A 16,225-nucleotide genomic window follows, 5' to 3' on the forward strand; every position below is an offset into this window, starting at 1 on the left:
CTCATACGCGATGTTTGCGCGGTCAATCCGTTAAGTCTTACTTAACTGCTTGCTTGTGTCCCACAACATAAAGTAACTTCACCCGGAGCGTCAGCCTGGGGTGGAGGGGATCGGATTGGCCGTCGAGCAGCGGAGCTTCGAGCCCGGCACCGACGTGCTCATCCGCAAGGTCGACAGTCACCTCGCCGCCGTCCGCACCGGTCTCTCCGGCCCGGAGCTGGAGCTGGCCGAGCGGCTCGCCGCCGCGCTGCGCGAGCTGGTCGTCTCCACCGCGCAGGCCAGCGCGGTGGATCGGGGCCAGGTCCGCGCCGCGGTGCACTACTTCGTGCTGCGGCGGGAGAGCCGGGGCCGGCTGCTGCCGGTACGCTCCCTCGCCGCCGCGCAGCGGGTGGTCAACAAGGTCGTGGTCCAGCTCGGCCGTCCCGACCTGCTGGTGGAGCCCCGTCGCGAACGCCCCGCCCGGGAGCCCGTCGCACCCACCGCCGACGTCGCCGTCGGCTGAGCGGGCCGCCCGCCGCCCGCCGCCCGCCGCCGTCCGCCGACCGCTGGCCCCGCCGTTGTGGGTGACGGCCGTCCCGCCGCCGTTCGCTGACCGCCGGTCCGTCGCCGTCCGCTGACCGGCCACGCCCGGCAACGGGGACGAATTCGCGCAAAACCGCCCGCCGGGCGGCGAACTGGCGTGTGATCGCACCTAGGTGCCGTCCCACCTCCGGCGCGCGCCGCAGCCACCTCGACCGGGAGCGCGGGTGCTCGTACTGCTGATCCTCCACTTCGTGGCGGCGCTCGTCGCGCCCCTGCTCGCCCGGTGGTGGGGTCCCCGCGCCTGCTATCCGCTGGCGCTGGCGCCGGCGGCCGCGTTCGGGTGGGCGCTGGCCCGCACCCCCGCCGTCCGCGACGGCGGCGCGGTGGTCGAGACGTACCCGTGGATCGGCCAACTCGGCGTCGACCTGGCGCTGCGGCTGACCACCCTGTCCTGGCTGATGACCCTGCTCGTCGGCGGCGTCGGCGCGCTGGTCCTGGTCTACAGCGCCCACTACTTCGGCCGGGAGTCCATCGGGGTGGCCCGGTTCGCGGCCGTGCTGGTGGCCTTCGCGGGGGCGATGCTCGGCCTGGTCCTGGCCGACGACCTGCTGCTGCTCTACGTCTGCTGGGAGCTCACCACGATCTTCTCGTACCTGCTGATCGGGCACAGCGCCGAGCGGCGTGCCAGCCGGTGGGCGGCGGCGCAGGCGCTGACCGTGACCACGCTCGGCGGGCTGGCGATGCTGGTGGGGTTCATCATGCTCGGCGGCCACGCCGGCACCTACCGCTGGTCCGAGATCGCCGCCGCCCCGCTGCCGGGCGGGGCGTACCTCGTCACGGCGGTCGGGCTGATCCTCGCCGGGGCGCTGTCCAAGTCGGCGCTGCTGCCGTTCAGCTCGTGGCTGCCGGTGGCGATGGCGGCCCCCACGCCGGTGAGCGCGTACCTGCACGCCGCCGCGATGGTGAAGGCGGGCGTCTACCTGATCGGGCTGCTCGCCCCGGCGCTGGCGAGCACGGGGCCATGGCGGCCGGTGGTCGTGGTCGCCGGGCTGGCCACCATGCTGACCGGCGGCTGGGCCGCGCTGCGGCAGACCGACCTGAAACTGCTGCTGGCGTACGGCACCGTCAGCCAGCTCGGCCTGATCGCGGTGGCAATCGGGGCGGGCACCCCGGACACCGCGCTGGCCGGGGTGGCGATGCTGCTGGCCCACGCCCTGTTCAAGGCGCCGCTTTTCCTGGTCGTCGGCATCATCGACCACGGCGCCGGCACCCGCGACCTGCGGGAGCTGTCCGGGCTGGGGCGCCGGGCCCCGCTGCTCGTCACCGTGACGGTGCTCGCCGCCGCGTCGATGGCCGGGCTGCCGCCGCTGGTGGGCTTCGTCGCCAAGGAGGCCGTGCTGGCCGCCTTCACCGACCGGCCCGCCGTCGTCGCCGTGCTGGTGGCCGGCACCGCGCTCACCGTCGCCTACAGCGCCCGGCTCGTCTGGGGGGCGTTCGCCACCCGGCCGGGCGTGGCACCGACCGTCCTCGGGCGGGTCCCCGCGCCGATGCTCGCCCCGCCGGCCGTGCTGGCCGCCGTCGGGCTGGTCGCCGGCCCGGCCGCCGGGATCCTCGACGGCCTGCTCCGCCCGTACGCCGAGCTGTTCGGCGTCGTCGGCAAGGACCTGGCGCTGTGGCACGGCCTCAGCCCCGCGCTCGGCCTCTCCGCGCTGGCCGTGGCCGGCGGTGCGGCGCTGTTCGCGCTGCGCGGGCCGCTCGCCCCGGTGCTGGCCCGGCTGCACGTCCCGGTCAGCGGCAACCAGGGGTACGAGTGGTTCACCCGCCGCTTCGACCGGCTCGCCATCGAGGTCACCGGCGCCACCCAGCGCGGCTCGCTGCCGCAGTACCTCGGCGTCATCCTGCTCGTGCTCACCGTGGTGCCCGGCGGGGCGATGCTGGCCACCCGTCCGTGGCAGGACCGGATCGCCCTCTGGGACAGCCCGTTGCAGGTCCTGGTGGTGGCGATCGTCGCCGTCGCGGCGGTGCTCGCGGTCGGCGCCCGTCGGCGGCTGACGGCGATGCTGCTGGTGGGCATGACGGGCTACGGCACCGCGATGCTCTTCGTGGTCCACGGCGCGCCGGACCTGGCGCTGACCCAGTTCCTCGTCGAGACCGCCACCATCGCGGTGTTCGTGCTGGTGCTGCGCCGGCTGCCGGAGCGGTTCTCGGCCCGCCCGAAACGCCGGCGGTGGGTGCGCCGGGTGATCGGGCTGGCCGTCGGCGTGGTGGTCGGCGGGCTGGCTCTCACCGCCGCCTCGGCCCGGCGGGCACCCACCATCTCCGACGCGTTCCCCGACCTCGCCGTCACCCAGGGGTACGGCCGCAACGTGGTCAACGTGACCCTGGTCGACATCCGGGCCTGGGACACCATGGGCGAGCTGTCGGTGCTGGTGGTGGCCGCGACCGGCGTGGCCAGCCTGGTCTTCCAGCGGTCCCGGACCGGACCCCGCCCCCGCCGCCCGGAGCCGCCGAGCCGGGTGCAGCGGCCGGGGCACCGGGTCTGGCTGCGCGGCGGGGCGACCCTGCACGAGCGGCAGCGCTCGATCGTGCTGGAGGTGGTGACCCGGCTGGTCTTCCACACGGTGGTGGTCTTCTCCCTGTTCCTGCTCTTCTCCGGCCACAACGCGCCGGGCGGCGGCTTCGCCGGCGGCCTCGTGGCGGGCCTGGCGCTGGCCGTGCGCTACCTGGCCGGCGGCCGCTACGAGCTGGCCGAGGCCGCCCCGGTCGGCGCGGGCACGGTGCTCGGTGCCGGCCTCCTCGTCTCGATCGGCACCGGGGCCGTCGCCCTGTTCGCGGGCGGGTCGGTGCTCCAGAGCGCCCGGATCGACCTGTGGCTGCCGGTGATCGGCGAGTTCTACCTGGTCACCTCCCTCTTCTTCGACGTCGGCGTCTACCTGGTGGTGGTCGGGCTGGTGCTGGACATCCTGCGCAGCCTCGGCGCCGAGGTGGACCGGCACATCGAGGCGGCCGGCGAGTCCGGGGGCGGGCTGCGGGTCGACCGGCGGGGGGAGCGGACGTGAGGACGGGCGCGGCCGGACCGACCCTGGTGCTGGTCGTCGCCGCCGGGGTGCTGGTCGGCTGCGGGGTCACCCTGCTGATGGAACGCAGCCTGACCCGGATCCTGCTCGGGGTCATCCTGCTCGGCAACGGGGTCAACGCGCTCATCCTGCTTGGCGGCCGCGCGGGGGCCGCCCCGCTGGTCGGCACGGCGCCCGCCGGCACGTTGAGCGACGCGCTGCCGCAGGCCATGATCCTTACCGCCATCGTGATCACCTTCGGGCTGACCGCGTTCCTGCTGGCGGTCAGCTACCGCAGCTGGTATGTCACCGGCGACGACGAGGTGCCCGACGACATCGAGGACCGGCAGGTCAGGCAGGCGGCCGAGCGCAACGAGCCGGCCGCCGCCGACTTCGGGGGCGAGGGCCCGGACGCCGACCCCGAGCAGGTCGACCCGGAGCCGCCGGGCCGGTTCCGGCGCGGGGACGGCCCCGGATGACCGGGTACGCGCCACGGAGCGCCCGATGAGCCGGCTCGTGCCGCTGCCCGTGGTGGTGCCGCTGCTGGGCGCGGCGCTGACCCTGCTGCTGGCCCGGTGGCCCGGGCTGCAACGGGTCGTCAGCGTGAGCTGCCTGGCGGCCACGCTGACGGTGGCGGCGGTGCTGCTGGTGCAGGCGTACCGGCACGGGCCGGTGGTGGTCCAGGTCGGCGGGTGGCCGGCACCGGTGGGCATCGTGCTGGTCGCGGACCAGCTCGCCGCGCTGATGCTGGTGGTCTCCTCGGCGGTGACCCTGTGCGTGCTGCTCTACTCCGTCGGCCAGGGGCAGGGGGACGTCGGCGAGACCGCCCCGGTGACCATCTACCACCCCACCTACCTGGTGCTGACCGCCGGCGTGACCAACGCGTTCCTCGCCGGCGACCTGTTCAACCTCTTCGTCGGCTTCGAGATCCTGCTGGCCGCGAGCTTCGTGCTGATCACCCTCGGCGGCACCGAGACCCGGATCCGCACCGGCTCGACGTACGTGGTCGTCAGCATCCTCAGCTCGATGATCTTCCTCGCCTCGGTGGGTCTGGTGTACGCGGCCACCGGCACCCTGAACATGGCCCAGCTGGCGCACCGGCTGGACGCGCTGCCCGACGGCGTACGGCTGACCCTGCAGCTGATGCTGCTGCTCGCCTTCGGGGTCAAGGCGGCGGTCTTCCCGCTCTCGGCCTGGTTGCCGGACAGCTACCCGACGGCGCCGGCCCCCGTCACGGCGGTCTTCGCCGGCCTGCTCACCAAGGTCGGCGTGTACGCGATCATCCGCACCGAGACGCTGCTCTTCCCCGGTGGTCGGCTCGCCGGACCGCTGATGGTGGTGGCCGGGCTGACCATGGTGGTCGGCATCCTCGGCGCGGTGGCCCAGTCCGACATGAAGCGGCTCTTCTCGTTCACCCTGGTCAGCCACATCGGCTACATGATCTTCGGAGTGGGGCTGAGCACCATGGCCGGGCTCTCCGGCGCGATCTTCTACGTGGTGCACCACATCACCATCCAGACCACGCTGTTCCTGGTCGCCGGGCTGGTCGAGGAGCGGGCCGGCAGCACCGACCTGCGCCGCATCGGCGGGCTGGCCCGGGCGGCCCCGCTGCTCGGCGTCCTTTTCTTCGTCCCGGCCATGAACCTCGCCGGCGTGCCGCCCTTCTCCGGGTTCCTCGGCAAGCTCGGCCTGCTCCAGGCCGGCGTCGCGGCCGGCGAGCCGCTGCCCGGCGTGCTGGTCGCGGCGGGGACGGTGACGAGCCTGCTCACCCTCTACGTGGCCTCGCGGGTGTGGAACATCGCCTTCTGGCGCGCTCCCCGACTCGCCACGACCGAGCCGGTCGTCCGCCTGCCCGCGTTGATGGTCGGCGCGACGATCGCGCTGGTCGGGCTGGGGCTGGCGCTGACCGTCGTCGCCGGGCCGCTGTTCGACGTCACCGCCGACGCGGCGGCCGACCTGCGCGAGCGCACCCCGTACATCCGTTCCGTGCTGCCGGCCGGTGCCCCGTGACCCCGGCCCCCGGGGCGCCGCCGCGCGGGCGGGGGCGGCGGCGCGACCAGCTGATCGCCTTCGGCTGGCTGGTGCTGGTCTGGAGCCTGCTCTGGGGGGACTTCTCCTGGGGCAACCTCGCGGGCGGGGCGCTGGTGGCCGGTGCCGTACTGCTGTTCTTCCCGCTGCCGCCGGTGAGCTTCGGCGGCCGGCTGCGCCCCGGACCGCTGCTGGTCTTCGCGCTGCGCTTCGTCGGTGAGCTGGTCAGCGCCAGCGCGCACGTCGCCCGGGTCGCGGTGCAGCCCGGCTACCGGCCCCGGGGGGCGATCATCGCGGTCCGCCTGCGGATCCGCACCGACCTGAACCTGGCGCTCACCGCCGAGGCGATCTCGCTGGTGCCGGGCACGCTGATCGTCGAGGTGGACCGGGACGTCGGAGTCCTCTACGTGCACGTGTTCGACACCCACGGCCCGCAGGACCTCAGCGGCAGCCGGCAGCGGATCCTCGCGGTCGAGCGGCGGCTCGTGCGCGCGGTCGGCTCCGTCGCCGAGGTCCGCCGGGTGAGCGCCGATCCCGTCGAGAGGGGACCTGACCCGTGACCACGTTCCTCGCCGTCACCCTCACCACCCTGTTCTCGGTGACCGCGCTGCTGGCCCTGATCCGGCTCTACCGGGGGCCGTCGCTGATCGACCGGGTGGTCGCGGCCGACATGCTGCTCGCCACGATGGTGGGCGCGGTCGGCGCGGAGGCCGCGGTCAACCGCCACGCCACCACGCTGCCGGTGCTGGTGGCGCTGTCCATGCTCGGCTTCGTCGGATCGGTGTCGCTGGTCCGCTTCGCCGTCCGCGAGGACGGGGAGGCGTGATGTGGGGCACGCTGGCCGACTGGCTGGGCGGCGGCTGCCTGGTGGTCGGCGCCCTGCTGAGCCTCGCCGCCGGGATCGGGGTGCTGCGCTTCCCGGGCACGCTGGACCGGATGCACGCCGCGACCAAGCCGCAGGTGCTCGGGGTGCTGCTCCTGCTGCTCGGCCTGGCGCTGCGGCTGCGTGCCCCGGCCGACCTGGGCATGGTGGCGCTGGTCGGGGTCTTCCAGCTGGCCACCGCGCCGGTGGCGGCCCAGATGATCGGGCGGGCCGCGTACCGCACCGGGCGGGTGGACCCGGCGCTGCTCGACGCCGACGAACTCGCCGACCGCTGACCGCCCGCCAGCGGCGCCAGCCTCGTGGAGACGGCCGTGGGCGACGTGCGGATCAGCCAGAGCTGACGCCCCGGAGGCCCCCCGCCGACCCGGCGGCCCCGGACGCCGGAGGGCCTTCCGCACACCTTCAGCGGATATCCAGCCGATCCCGATAAAATGGGCCGCATGATCGACTCTTCTGCCCAGGAGGGCAGCAGTAGCCAGCCGGGTCGTGCCCGGCGTACCCCGACCCCGACGTCCCCGGGAGCCCTGAGCGACCCGTGTTGATCGTCGTTGGTCTTCTTCTCATCATCGTTCTCACCGTCGCCACGGGTTACTTCGTGGCCCAGGAGTTCGGCTACGTCGCCGTGGACCGGGGCCGGCTCAAGCAGCTGGCCGACGACGGCGACAAGGCCGCCGCCCGGGCGCTGGAGGTGACCGGGCGGCTGTCGTTCATGCTCTCGGGCGCGCAGCTCGGCATCACCGTCACCGCCCTGCTGGTCGGTTACGTCGCCGAGCCGTTCCTCGGCGCCGGGCTGGCCGAACTGCTCGGGGTCGCCGGCGTCTCCACGGCCGTCAGCCTGCCGCTCTCGGTCGTCCTGGCCCTGACCATCGCCACCGTGGTGCAGATGGTCCTCGGTGAGCTGGCCCCGAAGAACCTCGCCATCGCCCGGCCCGAGCCCCTCGCGAAGGCCCTGAGCAGCTCCACCCTGATGTACCTCAAGGTCGCCGGTCCGCTGATCAAGCTCTTCGACCGGGCCGCGGTCCGGCTGCTCCGCCGCGTCGGCATCGAGCCGATCGAGGAGCTGCCCAGCGGCGCCACCCCGCAGGACCTGGAGCAGATCATCGCCGAGTCCCGCCAGGAGGGGCACCTGACCGCCGAGATGTCCACGCTGCTCGACCGGGGGCTCGACTTCCGCGAGCTGACCGCCGGCGAGGCGATGGTGCCGCGCGTCGACGTGCACACCGTACGCGCGCACGAACCGCTCAGTCGGGTGGTCGAGCTGCTGGACACCGGCAAGTCCCGCTTCCCCGTGCGCGGCACCGAGGGCGTCGACGACCTGGTCGGCGTCGTCGGCATCGCCGACGTGCTCGGCGTACCCCCGGAGCGGCGCGCGACCACCCCGGTCAGCGCGGTCGCCGGCCCCCCGCTCCTGGTGCCGGAGACGCTGCCGCTGCCGACGGTGCTGGACCGGCTGCGCTCCGGGCACCGGCAACTGGCCTGCGTGGTCGACGAGTACGGCGGCTTCGCCGGCGTGATCACGCTGGAGGACATCGCCGAGGAACTCGTCGGCCCGATCCGGGACGAGGACGACCCGCCGGAGCGGGCCCCGGCCCGGCAGGAGGACGGCTCCTGGGTGGTGCCGGCCCGCTGGCGCATCGACGAGGTCGCCGACAGCACCGGAATCTCGCTGCCCGAGGCCCCGGAGTACGACACGCTCTCCGGCCTGGTCATGCGGGAGCTGGGGCGGGTCCCCGAGGTCGGTGACCGGCTGGAGATCAGCCTGCCGGCCGACGGCGAGGACGGCGCGGACGAGCCGCGCGCCCTGGTCGAGGTGCTGGCCGTCGACCGGCACGTGGCCGACTCCGTACGGCTGCGGATCGCCGAGCCGGGGGAGGTGTCCGCGTGAGCCCCGGCATCGCACTCTTCACGTCGGTGATCCTGCTGGCGTTGAACGGCTTCTTCGTGGCCGCCGAGTTCGCCCTGGTGGCCAGCAAGCGTTACCGGCTGGAGCACGCGGCCGCCGGTGGCGGCCGCGCCGCCCGGGCCGCGCTGGACGGCGTACGCGAGCTGTCGCTGATGCTCGCCGGCGCGCAGCTCGGCATCACCCTCTGCACCCTGGGCCTGGGCGCGCTCGCCGAACCGGCGATCGAGCACCTGCTCAGCCCGCTGCTGCACGCGGTCGGGCTGCCGGACGCCGCGAGCCACGTGGTCGCGCTCGTCTTCGCGCTCAGCGTCGTCACCTTCCTGCACCTCGTGGTCGGGGAGATGGCGCCGAAGTCCTGGGCGATCACCGACGCGGAGCGCTCGGCGGTGCTGCTGGCGTTGCCGTTCCGCGCCTTCGCGCGGGTCGCCCGGCCGGTGCTGTCGGTGATGAACGCGCTGGCCAACGTGATGCTGCGGCTGGTCAAGGTCAACCCGCAGGACCAGCTCGCCCAGGTGCACGGCCCGGACGAGCTGCGCATGCTGCTGGAGCAGTCCCGCGAGCACGGCCTGCTCGGCGCCGAGCAGCACCAGATGCTGACCAGCATGCTGGAGTTGCAGGGCACCACGGTGGCCCAGGTGATGGAGCCGTTCCACCAGATGGTGACGGTGCGCCGCGACGACGGGGCCGACCGGATCGAGCAGGTCAGCCGGGACAGCGGCCGGTCGCGGCTGGCCGTGCTGGACGCCCACGGCGACGTCTGCGGCCTGGTCCACGTCCGGGAGGCGGTGCGCGCCACCACCACGGGCCGCACGGTCACCGCCGCCGACCTGATGACCAACGCCCTCACCCTGCCGGCCTCGGCCTCGGTCTCCGAGGCCGTGGCGGAGATGCGGGCCCGGCAGTCCCAGCTCGCGCTGGTGCGCAACGGCGGCGGGCCGACCCGGCCGATCGGGTTCGTCGCGCTGGAGGACCTGCTGGAGGAGGTCATCGGCGAGTTCGACGACGAGACCGACCCGGTGCCGCGCGGGCGACGCATGAGATGAGACCGGACAGGTGGCCGCTCTTCGCCGAAGTCGGGGCGGCCACCCGCGGGGTCCGGGACCATGGAGGGTGCCCCCCGCGGGAGGTCCGCGACCGTGGGGGGTGGCCCCGCGCGCGAGGTCCGCGGCGGACACCGCGGTCCCGGCCGGCGGGGCTCGCGGGCGGCTGAGCGGGCCCGGCCCGGGGGCGGACGGGGGAGTGCCGTGCGGTTGACGGGAGTGTCACCCGAGTCCGGCTGGACCGGCCTGTCGGTGCGGACGGCCCTGGCCAACCCGAGCACCCGCCCCGGGCTGCGCCTGCCGGGGCGGGTCACCGTCATCGCCGGCTCCACCGACGTGCCCGTCCTGCACGTCCGGCTCGGCCTGGTCACCACGGCCGAGCCGGAGGACCCGGACGCGCCCCGTCGCCTGGTGCAGTTCCACCAGGCGACGGTGGCCGACGGTTTCGTGCTGCGGGCCGGGCGGGGCCGGTCGATCCCGTTCGAGTTCCCGCTGCCGTGGGAGACCCCGGTGACCGTGTTCGGTGGGGTGCCCCTGCTCAGCCTGCGGACGGGGCTACGCACGGAGGTGGCCGTCGAGCCCCGGCTCGACCAGGGCGCCATGGTGCCGGTCTTCGTGCATCCGCTGCCCACCCAGGCGCACGTCCTGGCGGCGCTCGACACGCTCGGCTTCAGCATGCGCCAGGCCGGTCTGGTCGACGGGCGGCTGCCCGGGGTGGCGCAGGCCCTGCCGCTGCACCAGCGGCTGGGCTACTGGGTGGCGCCGCTCTACGCCGGGCCGATCACCGAGCTGGAGCTGATCTTCGTCGCCGACCCGGCCGGCCTGGAGGTGATCCTCTGGATGGACCGGCGGCTGGCCCTGGCCGGGATCACCCACCAGAGCATCAGCCGGTTCCGGGTCTGGCACACCGGCGCCGACCAGCGGGACTGGGTCGCGATCGTGGACGCCTGGCTGCGCGCGGCGATCAACCGGCACGCCGCCGCCGCGGCGCACGCCGACTGGTCCGCGACCCTCTCCGGGTCGGCGCACGTCAGCCGCCCGCCGGACGAGCCGATCCACCCCGGCTTCGGGCTGGGCGGCACCGCCGGCGGAGCCGGCATCGGCGGCTCCGGCGGCGGCGACGGCACCTGACCCGGCCGGGGTCAGGCGGTGGCGGTGGCCAGTTTGAGGCTGAAGCCGAGGAAGAGCGCGGCGACGCCCGTGGTGGCGCCGGCCGCCAGGCGGTGGCGCCGGCGGAACTGGGCCGCCAGGAACGTGCCCGTGAAGATCAGCGCGGTCAGGTAGAGCACGCTGGTGACCTGTGCGATCAGTCCGAGCAGCAGGAACGACAGCGCCGGCCAGGCGTAGCCCGGGTCCACGAACTGGATGAAGAACGAGACGAAGAAGAGGATCGCCTTCGGGTTGAGCAGGCTGATCACCAGCGCCTTGCGGAACGGGCTGCGCATCGCCGCCGGCCGCGCGGCGTCGATGAGCCGCGGGGCGTCCGGGTCGTTGCGCGTCCGCCAGCGGCGCCACGCGCCGCGCAGCATCGTCAACCCCACATAGCCGAGGTACGCGGCGCCGGCGTACTTGATCACCAGGAAGAGCGGCGGGTACGCCTGGACCAGCGACGCCACGCCGGCGGCGGAGAGGAACATCAGCACCCCGTCGCCGACGAAGACCCCGCCGGCCGCCCGGTAGCCGGCCGCCACGCCCCGCTGCGCGGCGGTGGAGAGCACGAAGAGGGAGTTGGGCCCGGGCAGCAGAACGATCGCCACGGTGCCCAGCACGTACGTCCAGATGTCGGTGATGCCCAGCACGCCCGCCATCATGAGGCCACGGGTGCCGCCCGGCGAAGCCTTTCCCGGAGCGTGACCTGTGCGTTCGGCCACTCGTCGACGGTCATCGAATACTGCACGGTGTCCCGCCAGGAGCCGTCCGGGCGGAGCCGGTGCCGGCGCAGCACCCCCTCGCGGGACGCGCCGAGGCGCTCGATGGCCCGCTGCGAGCGCTCGTTGCGGATGTCGGTGTGCCAGACCACCCGCACCGCGCCCAGCTCCTCGAAGGCGCGGGTGAGCAGCAGCAGCTTCGCCTCCGTGTTGATCCCGGTGCGCCACCAGGGCCGGCCCAGCCAGGTGTAGCCGATCGCCACCGCCCGGCGCTCCGGGTCCACCTCGTAGAAGGAGGTGGTGCCGACCACCGCGCCGGTCACCGCGCAGCGCTGTACCCACGGCACCCGCTCGCCCCGCCGGTGCGCGGCCAGCGCGGCGGCGATCTGCCCGGCGGTGCCGGCCGGGTCGGCCGGCAGCGGGCTGCCCAGGTGCCGCCAGACCTCCGGGTCGGCGGTCGCGGCGTGCAGCTCGTCGGCGTGCGCGAGGTCGAGCGGTTCCAGCAGCACGTGCTCCCCGCGCAGCACCGCCGGATCGAGCCACGGCGACGTCTCCGGCCGCAGGTACGCCGGCACCGGCACGGCCACCCCGGCGTCGGGTTCGGGCGTCCCGGCGCTCAGCCGCAGCGGCACCACGCCGGCCCAGTGCGGCAGGGCGAGGTCGGCCTCCTCGTCGCGTACGCCGCCGGTGCGGGCGCGGACCGACACCTCGCGCAGCGGCAGGGCCAGCACGGCCGTCTCGGCCAGCTCCCGGCGCGACGGGGGCCGGCTGTCGGCGCTGCGCCCGGCCGCGGCCTTCTCCACCAGGGCGGTCAGCACCCGGGCCTTCTCCCGCTCGTCGGTGACCAGCCGCGCGGTGCCGTGCGCGACCACCGAGCGGTAGTTGGCGCTGTGGTGGAACTGCGAGCGGCCGTAGACGAGGCCGTCGAGCAGGGTGACCGCGACGCAGACCGGCAGCCCGTCGCCCCGGGCGGCGAGCAGCGGCCGACTGCCGGTGGAGCCGTGCAGGTAGAGGGTGTCGCCGACGCGGACGTGCAGGGTCGGCAGGACCCGGGGCTCGCCGTCGACGGTGAACCCGAGCGCGCAGTCGTACGCCTCGTCGAGGACGGCGTGCGCGGCGGCCTCGTCGTAGCTCATCCGCTCCCGGGAGCGGCTGGCGGTGGTCCGGTCGGTGGGTGCGTACATGGCTCGACCTTTGTTCTAGTACAATCCCTGATTGTGTCAGCACGCTATCAGGTCGTCGGTACGACGGCCGCCGAGATTTCGGCCAGCATCGAATCGGGCATCCGCTGCGCCGCCCTCGCCCCCGGCGACGCGCTGCCGCCGGTGCGGGAGCTCGCCGCCCAGCTCGCGGTGAGCCCGGCCACCGCGGCCCGGGCCTACCAGGAACTGCGCCAGCGGGGCCTGGTGGTCACCGCCGGCCGGCACGGCACCCGGGTCCGCCCCCGCCCGCCGGTGGCGGCCCGCCGCTCCGCGCTGCGCCCGCCGACCGCCCCCGGCCTGCGCGACCTCTCCCGGGGCGAGCCGGACGTGCGGCTGTTGCCACCCCTCGGGGAGCACCTGGCCGGTCTGGCCGCCGCCGCGGGGCCGCCGGTCGGCTACCCCGCGGCCGGGGTGCTGCCCGAGCTGGCCGAGGCGGCCCGGGAGCGGCTGGTCGCCGACGGCGTGCCGGCGACGGAGCTGACCGTCACCGGCGGCGCGCTGGACGGCATCGAGCGCCTGCTCGGCGCGCACCTGCGCCCCGGGGACGCGGTCGCCCTGGAGGACCCGGGCTGGGCCAACCTGCTCGACCTGGTCGCCGCGCTCGGGCTGCGGCCGATCGGCGTGCCGGTCGACGACGACGGCCCGCTCGTCGGCGGGGTCGGAGCCGCGCTCGCCGCCGGCGCGCGGGCGCTGATCGTGACGAGCCGGGCCCAGAACCCCACCGGCGCGGCGGTCTCCGCCGAGCGGGCCGGGGAGCTGCGCGCCCTGCTCGCCGGCCGGTCCGACCTGCTGCTGATCGAGGACGACCACGCCGCCGAGCTGGCCCGCGTACCGCTGCACCCGCTCGCCGGGGCGACCCCGACGTGGGCCTTCGTCCGCTCGGTGAGCAAGCCGTTCGGCCCGGACCTGCGGCTGGCCGTGCTGGTGGGCGACGAGACCACGGTGGCCCGGGTGGCCGGCCGGGCGCGGGTCGGCGCCGGCTGGGTCTCCACCGTGCTGCAACGACTGGTCCTGGCGCTCTGGCGCGACCCGGCCGTGGCCGAGCTGGTGGACCGGGCCGCCGGCAGCTACGAGCGGCGGCGCGTGGGGCTGATCGGCGCGCTCGCCCGACACGGCGTGGTCGCCCACGGGCGCAGCGGCATCAACGTCTGGCTGCCGGTCGACGACGAGACCAGCGTGCTGACCGCGCTGCGCGACGCCGGCTGGGCGGTCGCCCCCGGCGCGCTGCACCGCATCGCCGGCCCGCCGGCGCTGCGGATCACCGTCAGCTCGCTGGACGAGGCGGAGATCCCGGACCTGGCCGACGCGGTGGCCCGGGCGGTCCGGCCCACCCCGCCCGGCGGCTTCGCCGCGTGAGCCGGCCGGGCCCGTCGCGGGCGCCTGGTTCCGCCACTTCCCGGCGGGTCCGGGGCCCGCGTGTCCCGTTGCGGCGGGTCCCCGCGCGTGTTCCACCCCGCGCGGGGTAGAACAGTCGCCATGGCCGAGCAGACCGCTCCCGAGACCGCGCCGGGCGCGCAGCAGTTCATCCCGCCGCGGGCCGACACCCTCGACGACCTGCGCGCCGCCGCCACCGGCTGCCGGGGCTGCGAGCTCTACCGTGACGCGTCTCAGACGGTCTTCGGGCGCGGCGACGCGGGCGCGCGGGTGGTCTTCGTCGGCGAGCAGCCCGGCGACATGGAGGACCAGAAGGGCCTGCCGTTCGTCGGCCCCGCCGGCCGGCTGCTGCGCCGGGCGGTCGACGACGCCGGGCTCGACCCCGGCCACATCTACCTCACCAACGCCGTGAAGCACTTCCGCTTCGAGCAGCGCGGCAAGCGGCGGATCCACCAGACCCCGGACCGGGTGCACATCACGGCCTGCCGGCCCTGGCTGGTGGCCGAGTTCGCCCAACTGCGCCCGGAGGTCGTGGTGGTGCTCGGCGCCACCGCCGCCAAGGCCCTGCTCGGCCCGACGTTCCGGGTCACCCGGCAGCGGGGCGAACTGCTGCCCTGGCCGGAGTCGGCCCAGCACCCGGAGGACTTCCGGCGGGTGCCGGTGGACGCGCGCGGCGGCGTCGCCGACGCGCCGCCGGCGCGGCTGCTGGCCACGATCCACCCGTCCGCCGTGCTGCGCGCGGACGACCAGGACAAGGCGTACGAGGGGCTGGTCGCCGACCTCACCGTGGCCGCCCGCGCCCTGGCCCGCCGGTAGCGAGGCCCTGACCGGGCTGGGGCCGGGCAGCGGGCTGGAGCTCGGGCAGGGCAGCGGTCCCGGGCCTGGCAGCGGGCTCGACTCGGGCCGGGCAGCGGCAAGGGGTGCCGCGCTGGACCTTTCGAGCTGAGTCGTTTGCGACATCGGGGCGTCCTGGTTGCTGATGCGTTTGCGACATCAGCTCCAAAGGAAGCGATGGGTCCACCCCGGCCGCGCCTGCCCCGTTGCAGGACGCATGTCGAGTCAGGGCGGCAGGCCCGCGCTCCACCCCGTGCACGGCCCGAGCGAGTGCGGGGAGCGCCGGCGGCCCTGGGCAGGGTGGGTGAGCGGTGCCACACTTGCCGCCATGGAGCAGCATCTCTACGAGCGCGACCACGAGGAGTTCCGCGAGCTGTGCCGCGAGTTCCTGACCCGCGAGGCGGTGCCCCACCACGAGCGCTGGGAGGCCGACGGGATCGTCGACCGCGAGGTGTGGCGCCGGGCCGGGGCCGCCGGCCTGCTGGGCATGGACGTCGACACGGAGTACGGCGGCGGCGGGCAGCGCGACTTCCGGTTCAACGCCGTGCTGGACGAGGAGATCATCGCCGCCGGCTGCACCGGGCTCGGCTTCGGCCTGCACAACGACGTGGTGGCGCCGTACCTGACCGAGCTGACCACGGACGAGCAGCGCAAGCGCTGGCTGCCCGGGTTCTGCTCCGGCGACCTGGTCACCGCGATCGCGATGAGCGAGCCCGGGGCCGGCTCCGACCTGGCCGGGATCCGCACCGGCGCGGTCCGTGACGGCGACAGCTGGGTGCTCAACGGCCAGAAGACCTTCATCACCAACGGGGAACTGGCCGACCTGGTGGTCGTGGTCGTGCGTACCGCGCCGGACCAGGGCGCGCACGGGGTGAGCCTGATCGCGGTGGAGAGCGGCACCCCCGGCTTCTCCCGGGGCCGGCGGCTGGCCAAGGTCGGGCTCAAGGCCAACGACACCGCCGAGCTGTTCTTCGACGACTGCCGGGTGCCGGCGGAAAACCTGATCGGCACCGAGAACCACGGCTTCTACCACCTGATGGCCAACCTGCCCCGGGAACGGCTCAGCATCGCGGTCGCGGCGGTGGCCGCCGCCGAGCGGCTGCTCGCCCTCACCCTCGACCACGCCCGCTCCCGGCAGGCGTTCGGCCGGCCGATCGGCGCGTTCCAGCACAACCGCTTCCTGCTGGCGGAGCTGGACACCGAGGTCACCATCGCCCGGACCTTCGTCAACCACTGCGTCGCGGAGTACGGCGCCGGCCGGCTCTCGGTCACCGACGCGGCCAAGGCGAAGTGGTGGACCACCGAGTTGCAGAACAGGGTCGCCGACCGCTGCGTGCAGCTGCACGGCGGCTACGGCTACATGCTGGAGTACCCGGTGGCGAAGGCCTGGCTGGACGGGCGGGTGCAGACGATCTACGGCGGCACCACCGAGATCATGAAGGAGATCATCGGCCGCGGCCTCGGGCTCTAGCGTCGACCGACTGCCCGGCGGCGGGGCGGGTGCGCAAGGATGAA

General features: G+C 74.8%; 15 protein-coding genes. 13 read left to right on the forward strand and 2 right to left on the reverse strand.

Translation table 11 applies throughout. From position 1 onward, the window contains the following. The first annotated feature begins 100 nt into the window (after nt 1-100). From ACSNN9_RS10125 to ACSNN9_RS10170, 10 genes are all read left to right on the forward strand, one after another. Nucleotides 101-502: a hypothetical protein gene (locus ACSNN9_RS10125; protein ID WP_436672788.1), complete on the forward strand. Its 402-nt coding sequence runs from the start codon at nt 101-103 to the stop codon at nt 500-502. A gap of 244 nt (nt 503-746) precedes the next feature. Next, nucleotides 747-3,581 carry a Na+/H+ antiporter subunit A gene (locus ACSNN9_RS10130; RefSeq protein ID WP_436672789.1) on the forward strand — a complete coding sequence of 945 codons (2,835 nt, stop codon included), beginning with the start codon at nt 747-749 and terminating at the stop codon, nt 3,579-3,581. Beyond that, nucleotides 3,578-4,057, forward strand: coding sequence for a Na(+)/H(+) antiporter subunit C (locus ACSNN9_RS10135; protein ID WP_436672790.1), 480 nt, complete (start codon nt 3,578-3,580; stop codon nt 4,055-4,057). The genes ACSNN9_RS10130 and ACSNN9_RS10135 overlap by 4 nt, the downstream gene beginning before the upstream one ends. 25 nt (nt 4,058-4,082) lie before the next feature. Then, complete coding sequence (locus ACSNN9_RS10140) at nt 4,083-5,588, forward strand: Na+/H+ antiporter subunit D (protein WP_436672791.1); 1,506 nt, start codon at nt 4,083-4,085, stop codon at nt 5,586-5,588. After that, on the forward strand, nt 5,585-6,166 hold the full coding sequence (locus ACSNN9_RS10145; protein ID WP_436672792.1) for a Na+/H+ antiporter subunit E: 582 nt from the start codon (nt 5,585-5,587) through the stop codon (nt 6,164-6,166). Before ACSNN9_RS10140 ends, ACSNN9_RS10145 begins: the two co-directional genes overlap by 4 nt. After that, a complete protein-coding gene (locus ACSNN9_RS10150) occupies nt 6,163-6,432 on the forward strand; it encodes a monovalent cation/H+ antiporter complex subunit F (RefSeq protein WP_091620573.1) in 270 nt (89 codons plus the stop codon). The genes ACSNN9_RS10145 and ACSNN9_RS10150 overlap by 4 nt, the downstream gene beginning before the upstream one ends. Further along, the gene (mnhG, locus tag ACSNN9_RS10155) at nt 6,432-6,764 is read left to right on the forward strand and encodes a monovalent cation/H(+) antiporter subunit G (RefSeq protein ID WP_436672793.1); all 333 of its coding nucleotides are present in this window, start codon (nt 6,432-6,434) and stop codon (nt 6,762-6,764) included. Before ACSNN9_RS10150 ends, mnhG begins: the two co-directional genes overlap by 1 nt. A gap of 260 nt (nt 6,765-7,024) precedes the next feature. Further along, on the forward strand, nt 7,025-8,374 hold the full coding sequence (locus tag ACSNN9_RS10160; RefSeq protein ID WP_436672794.1) for a hemolysin family protein: 1,350 nt from the start codon (nt 7,025-7,027) through the stop codon (nt 8,372-8,374). Continuing rightward, nucleotides 8,371-9,435 carry a hemolysin family protein gene (locus tag ACSNN9_RS10165; RefSeq protein WP_436672795.1) on the forward strand — a complete coding sequence of 355 codons (1,065 nt, stop codon included), beginning with the start codon at nt 8,371-8,373 and terminating at the stop codon, nt 9,433-9,435. Before ACSNN9_RS10160 ends, ACSNN9_RS10165 begins: the two co-directional genes overlap by 4 nt. A 201-nt stretch (nt 9,436-9,636) precedes the next feature. Beyond that, nucleotides 9,637-10,563 carry a sporulation protein gene (locus tag ACSNN9_RS10170; protein ID WP_436672797.1) on the forward strand — a complete coding sequence of 309 codons (927 nt, stop codon included), beginning with the start codon at nt 9,637-9,639 and terminating at the stop codon, nt 10,561-10,563. A gap of 11 nt (nt 10,564-10,574) precedes the next feature. On the opposite strand, the gene leuE is transcribed toward ACSNN9_RS10170, so the two are convergent. Continuing rightward, nucleotides 10,575-11,243, reverse strand: a complete 669-nt coding sequence (gene leuE / locus ACSNN9_RS10175; protein WP_436672799.1) for a leucine efflux protein LeuE — start codon at nt 11,241-11,243, stop codon at nt 10,575-10,577. Then, nucleotides 11,240-12,484, reverse strand: a complete 1,245-nt coding sequence (locus ACSNN9_RS10180; RefSeq protein ID WP_436672800.1) for a bifunctional pyridoxamine 5'-phosphate oxidase family protein/GNAT family N-acetyltransferase — start codon at nt 12,482-12,484, stop codon at nt 11,240-11,242. Before ACSNN9_RS10180 ends, leuE begins: the two co-directional genes overlap by 4 nt. A gap of 33 nt (nt 12,485-12,517) precedes the next feature. Here ACSNN9_RS10180 and ACSNN9_RS10185 point away from each other — a divergent pair, with 33 nt between their 5' ends. The 3 genes from ACSNN9_RS10185 to ACSNN9_RS10195 all read left to right on the forward strand — a co-directional run bounded on the left by ACSNN9_RS10185 (nt 12,518) and on the right by ACSNN9_RS10195 (nt 16,181). After that, complete coding sequence (locus tag ACSNN9_RS10185) at nt 12,518-13,858, forward strand: aminotransferase class I/II-fold pyridoxal phosphate-dependent enzyme (RefSeq protein WP_436672801.1); 1,341 nt, start codon at nt 12,518-12,520, stop codon at nt 13,856-13,858. A gap of 87 nt (nt 13,859-13,945) precedes the next feature. Further along, a complete protein-coding gene (locus ACSNN9_RS10190) occupies nt 13,946-14,692 on the forward strand; it encodes a UdgX family uracil-DNA binding protein (protein WP_436672802.1) in 747 nt (248 codons plus the stop codon). A 346-nt stretch (nt 14,693-15,038) separates the two neighbouring features. Further along, a complete protein-coding gene (locus tag ACSNN9_RS10195; protein WP_436672803.1) occupies nt 15,039-16,181 on the forward strand; it encodes an acyl-CoA dehydrogenase family protein in 1,143 nt (380 codons plus the stop codon). Nucleotides 16,182-16,225 lie beyond the last annotated feature (44 nt).

The organism is Micromonospora sp. URMC 107 (assembly GCF_051386315.1).
In the GTDB taxonomy this organism is placed as follows: Bacteria; Actinomycetota; Actinomycetes; order Mycobacteriales; family Micromonosporaceae; genus Micromonospora.

What these genes read in the sequence shown, in the direction of transcription:
- ACSNN9_RS10140 (WP_436672791.1), top strand. Translation starts at nt 4,083, where the DNA reads ATGAGCCGGCTCGTGCCGCTGCCCGTGGTGGTGCCGCTGCTGGGCGCG.
- leuE (WP_436672799.1), bottom strand. Translation starts at nt 11,243, where the DNA reads ATGATGGCGGGCGTGCTGGGCATCACCGACATCTGGACGTACGTGCTG.
- ACSNN9_RS10180 (WP_436672800.1), bottom strand. Translation starts at nt 12,484, where the DNA reads ATGTACGCACCCACCGACCGGACCACCGCCAGCCGCTCCCGGGAGCGG.
- mnhG (WP_436672793.1), top strand. Translation starts at nt 6,432, where the DNA reads ATGTGGGGCACGCTGGCCGACTGGCTGGGCGGCGGCTGCCTGGTGGTC.
- ACSNN9_RS10195 (WP_436672803.1), top strand. Translation starts at nt 15,039, where the DNA reads ATGGAGCAGCATCTCTACGAGCGCGACCACGAGGAGTTCCGCGAGCTG.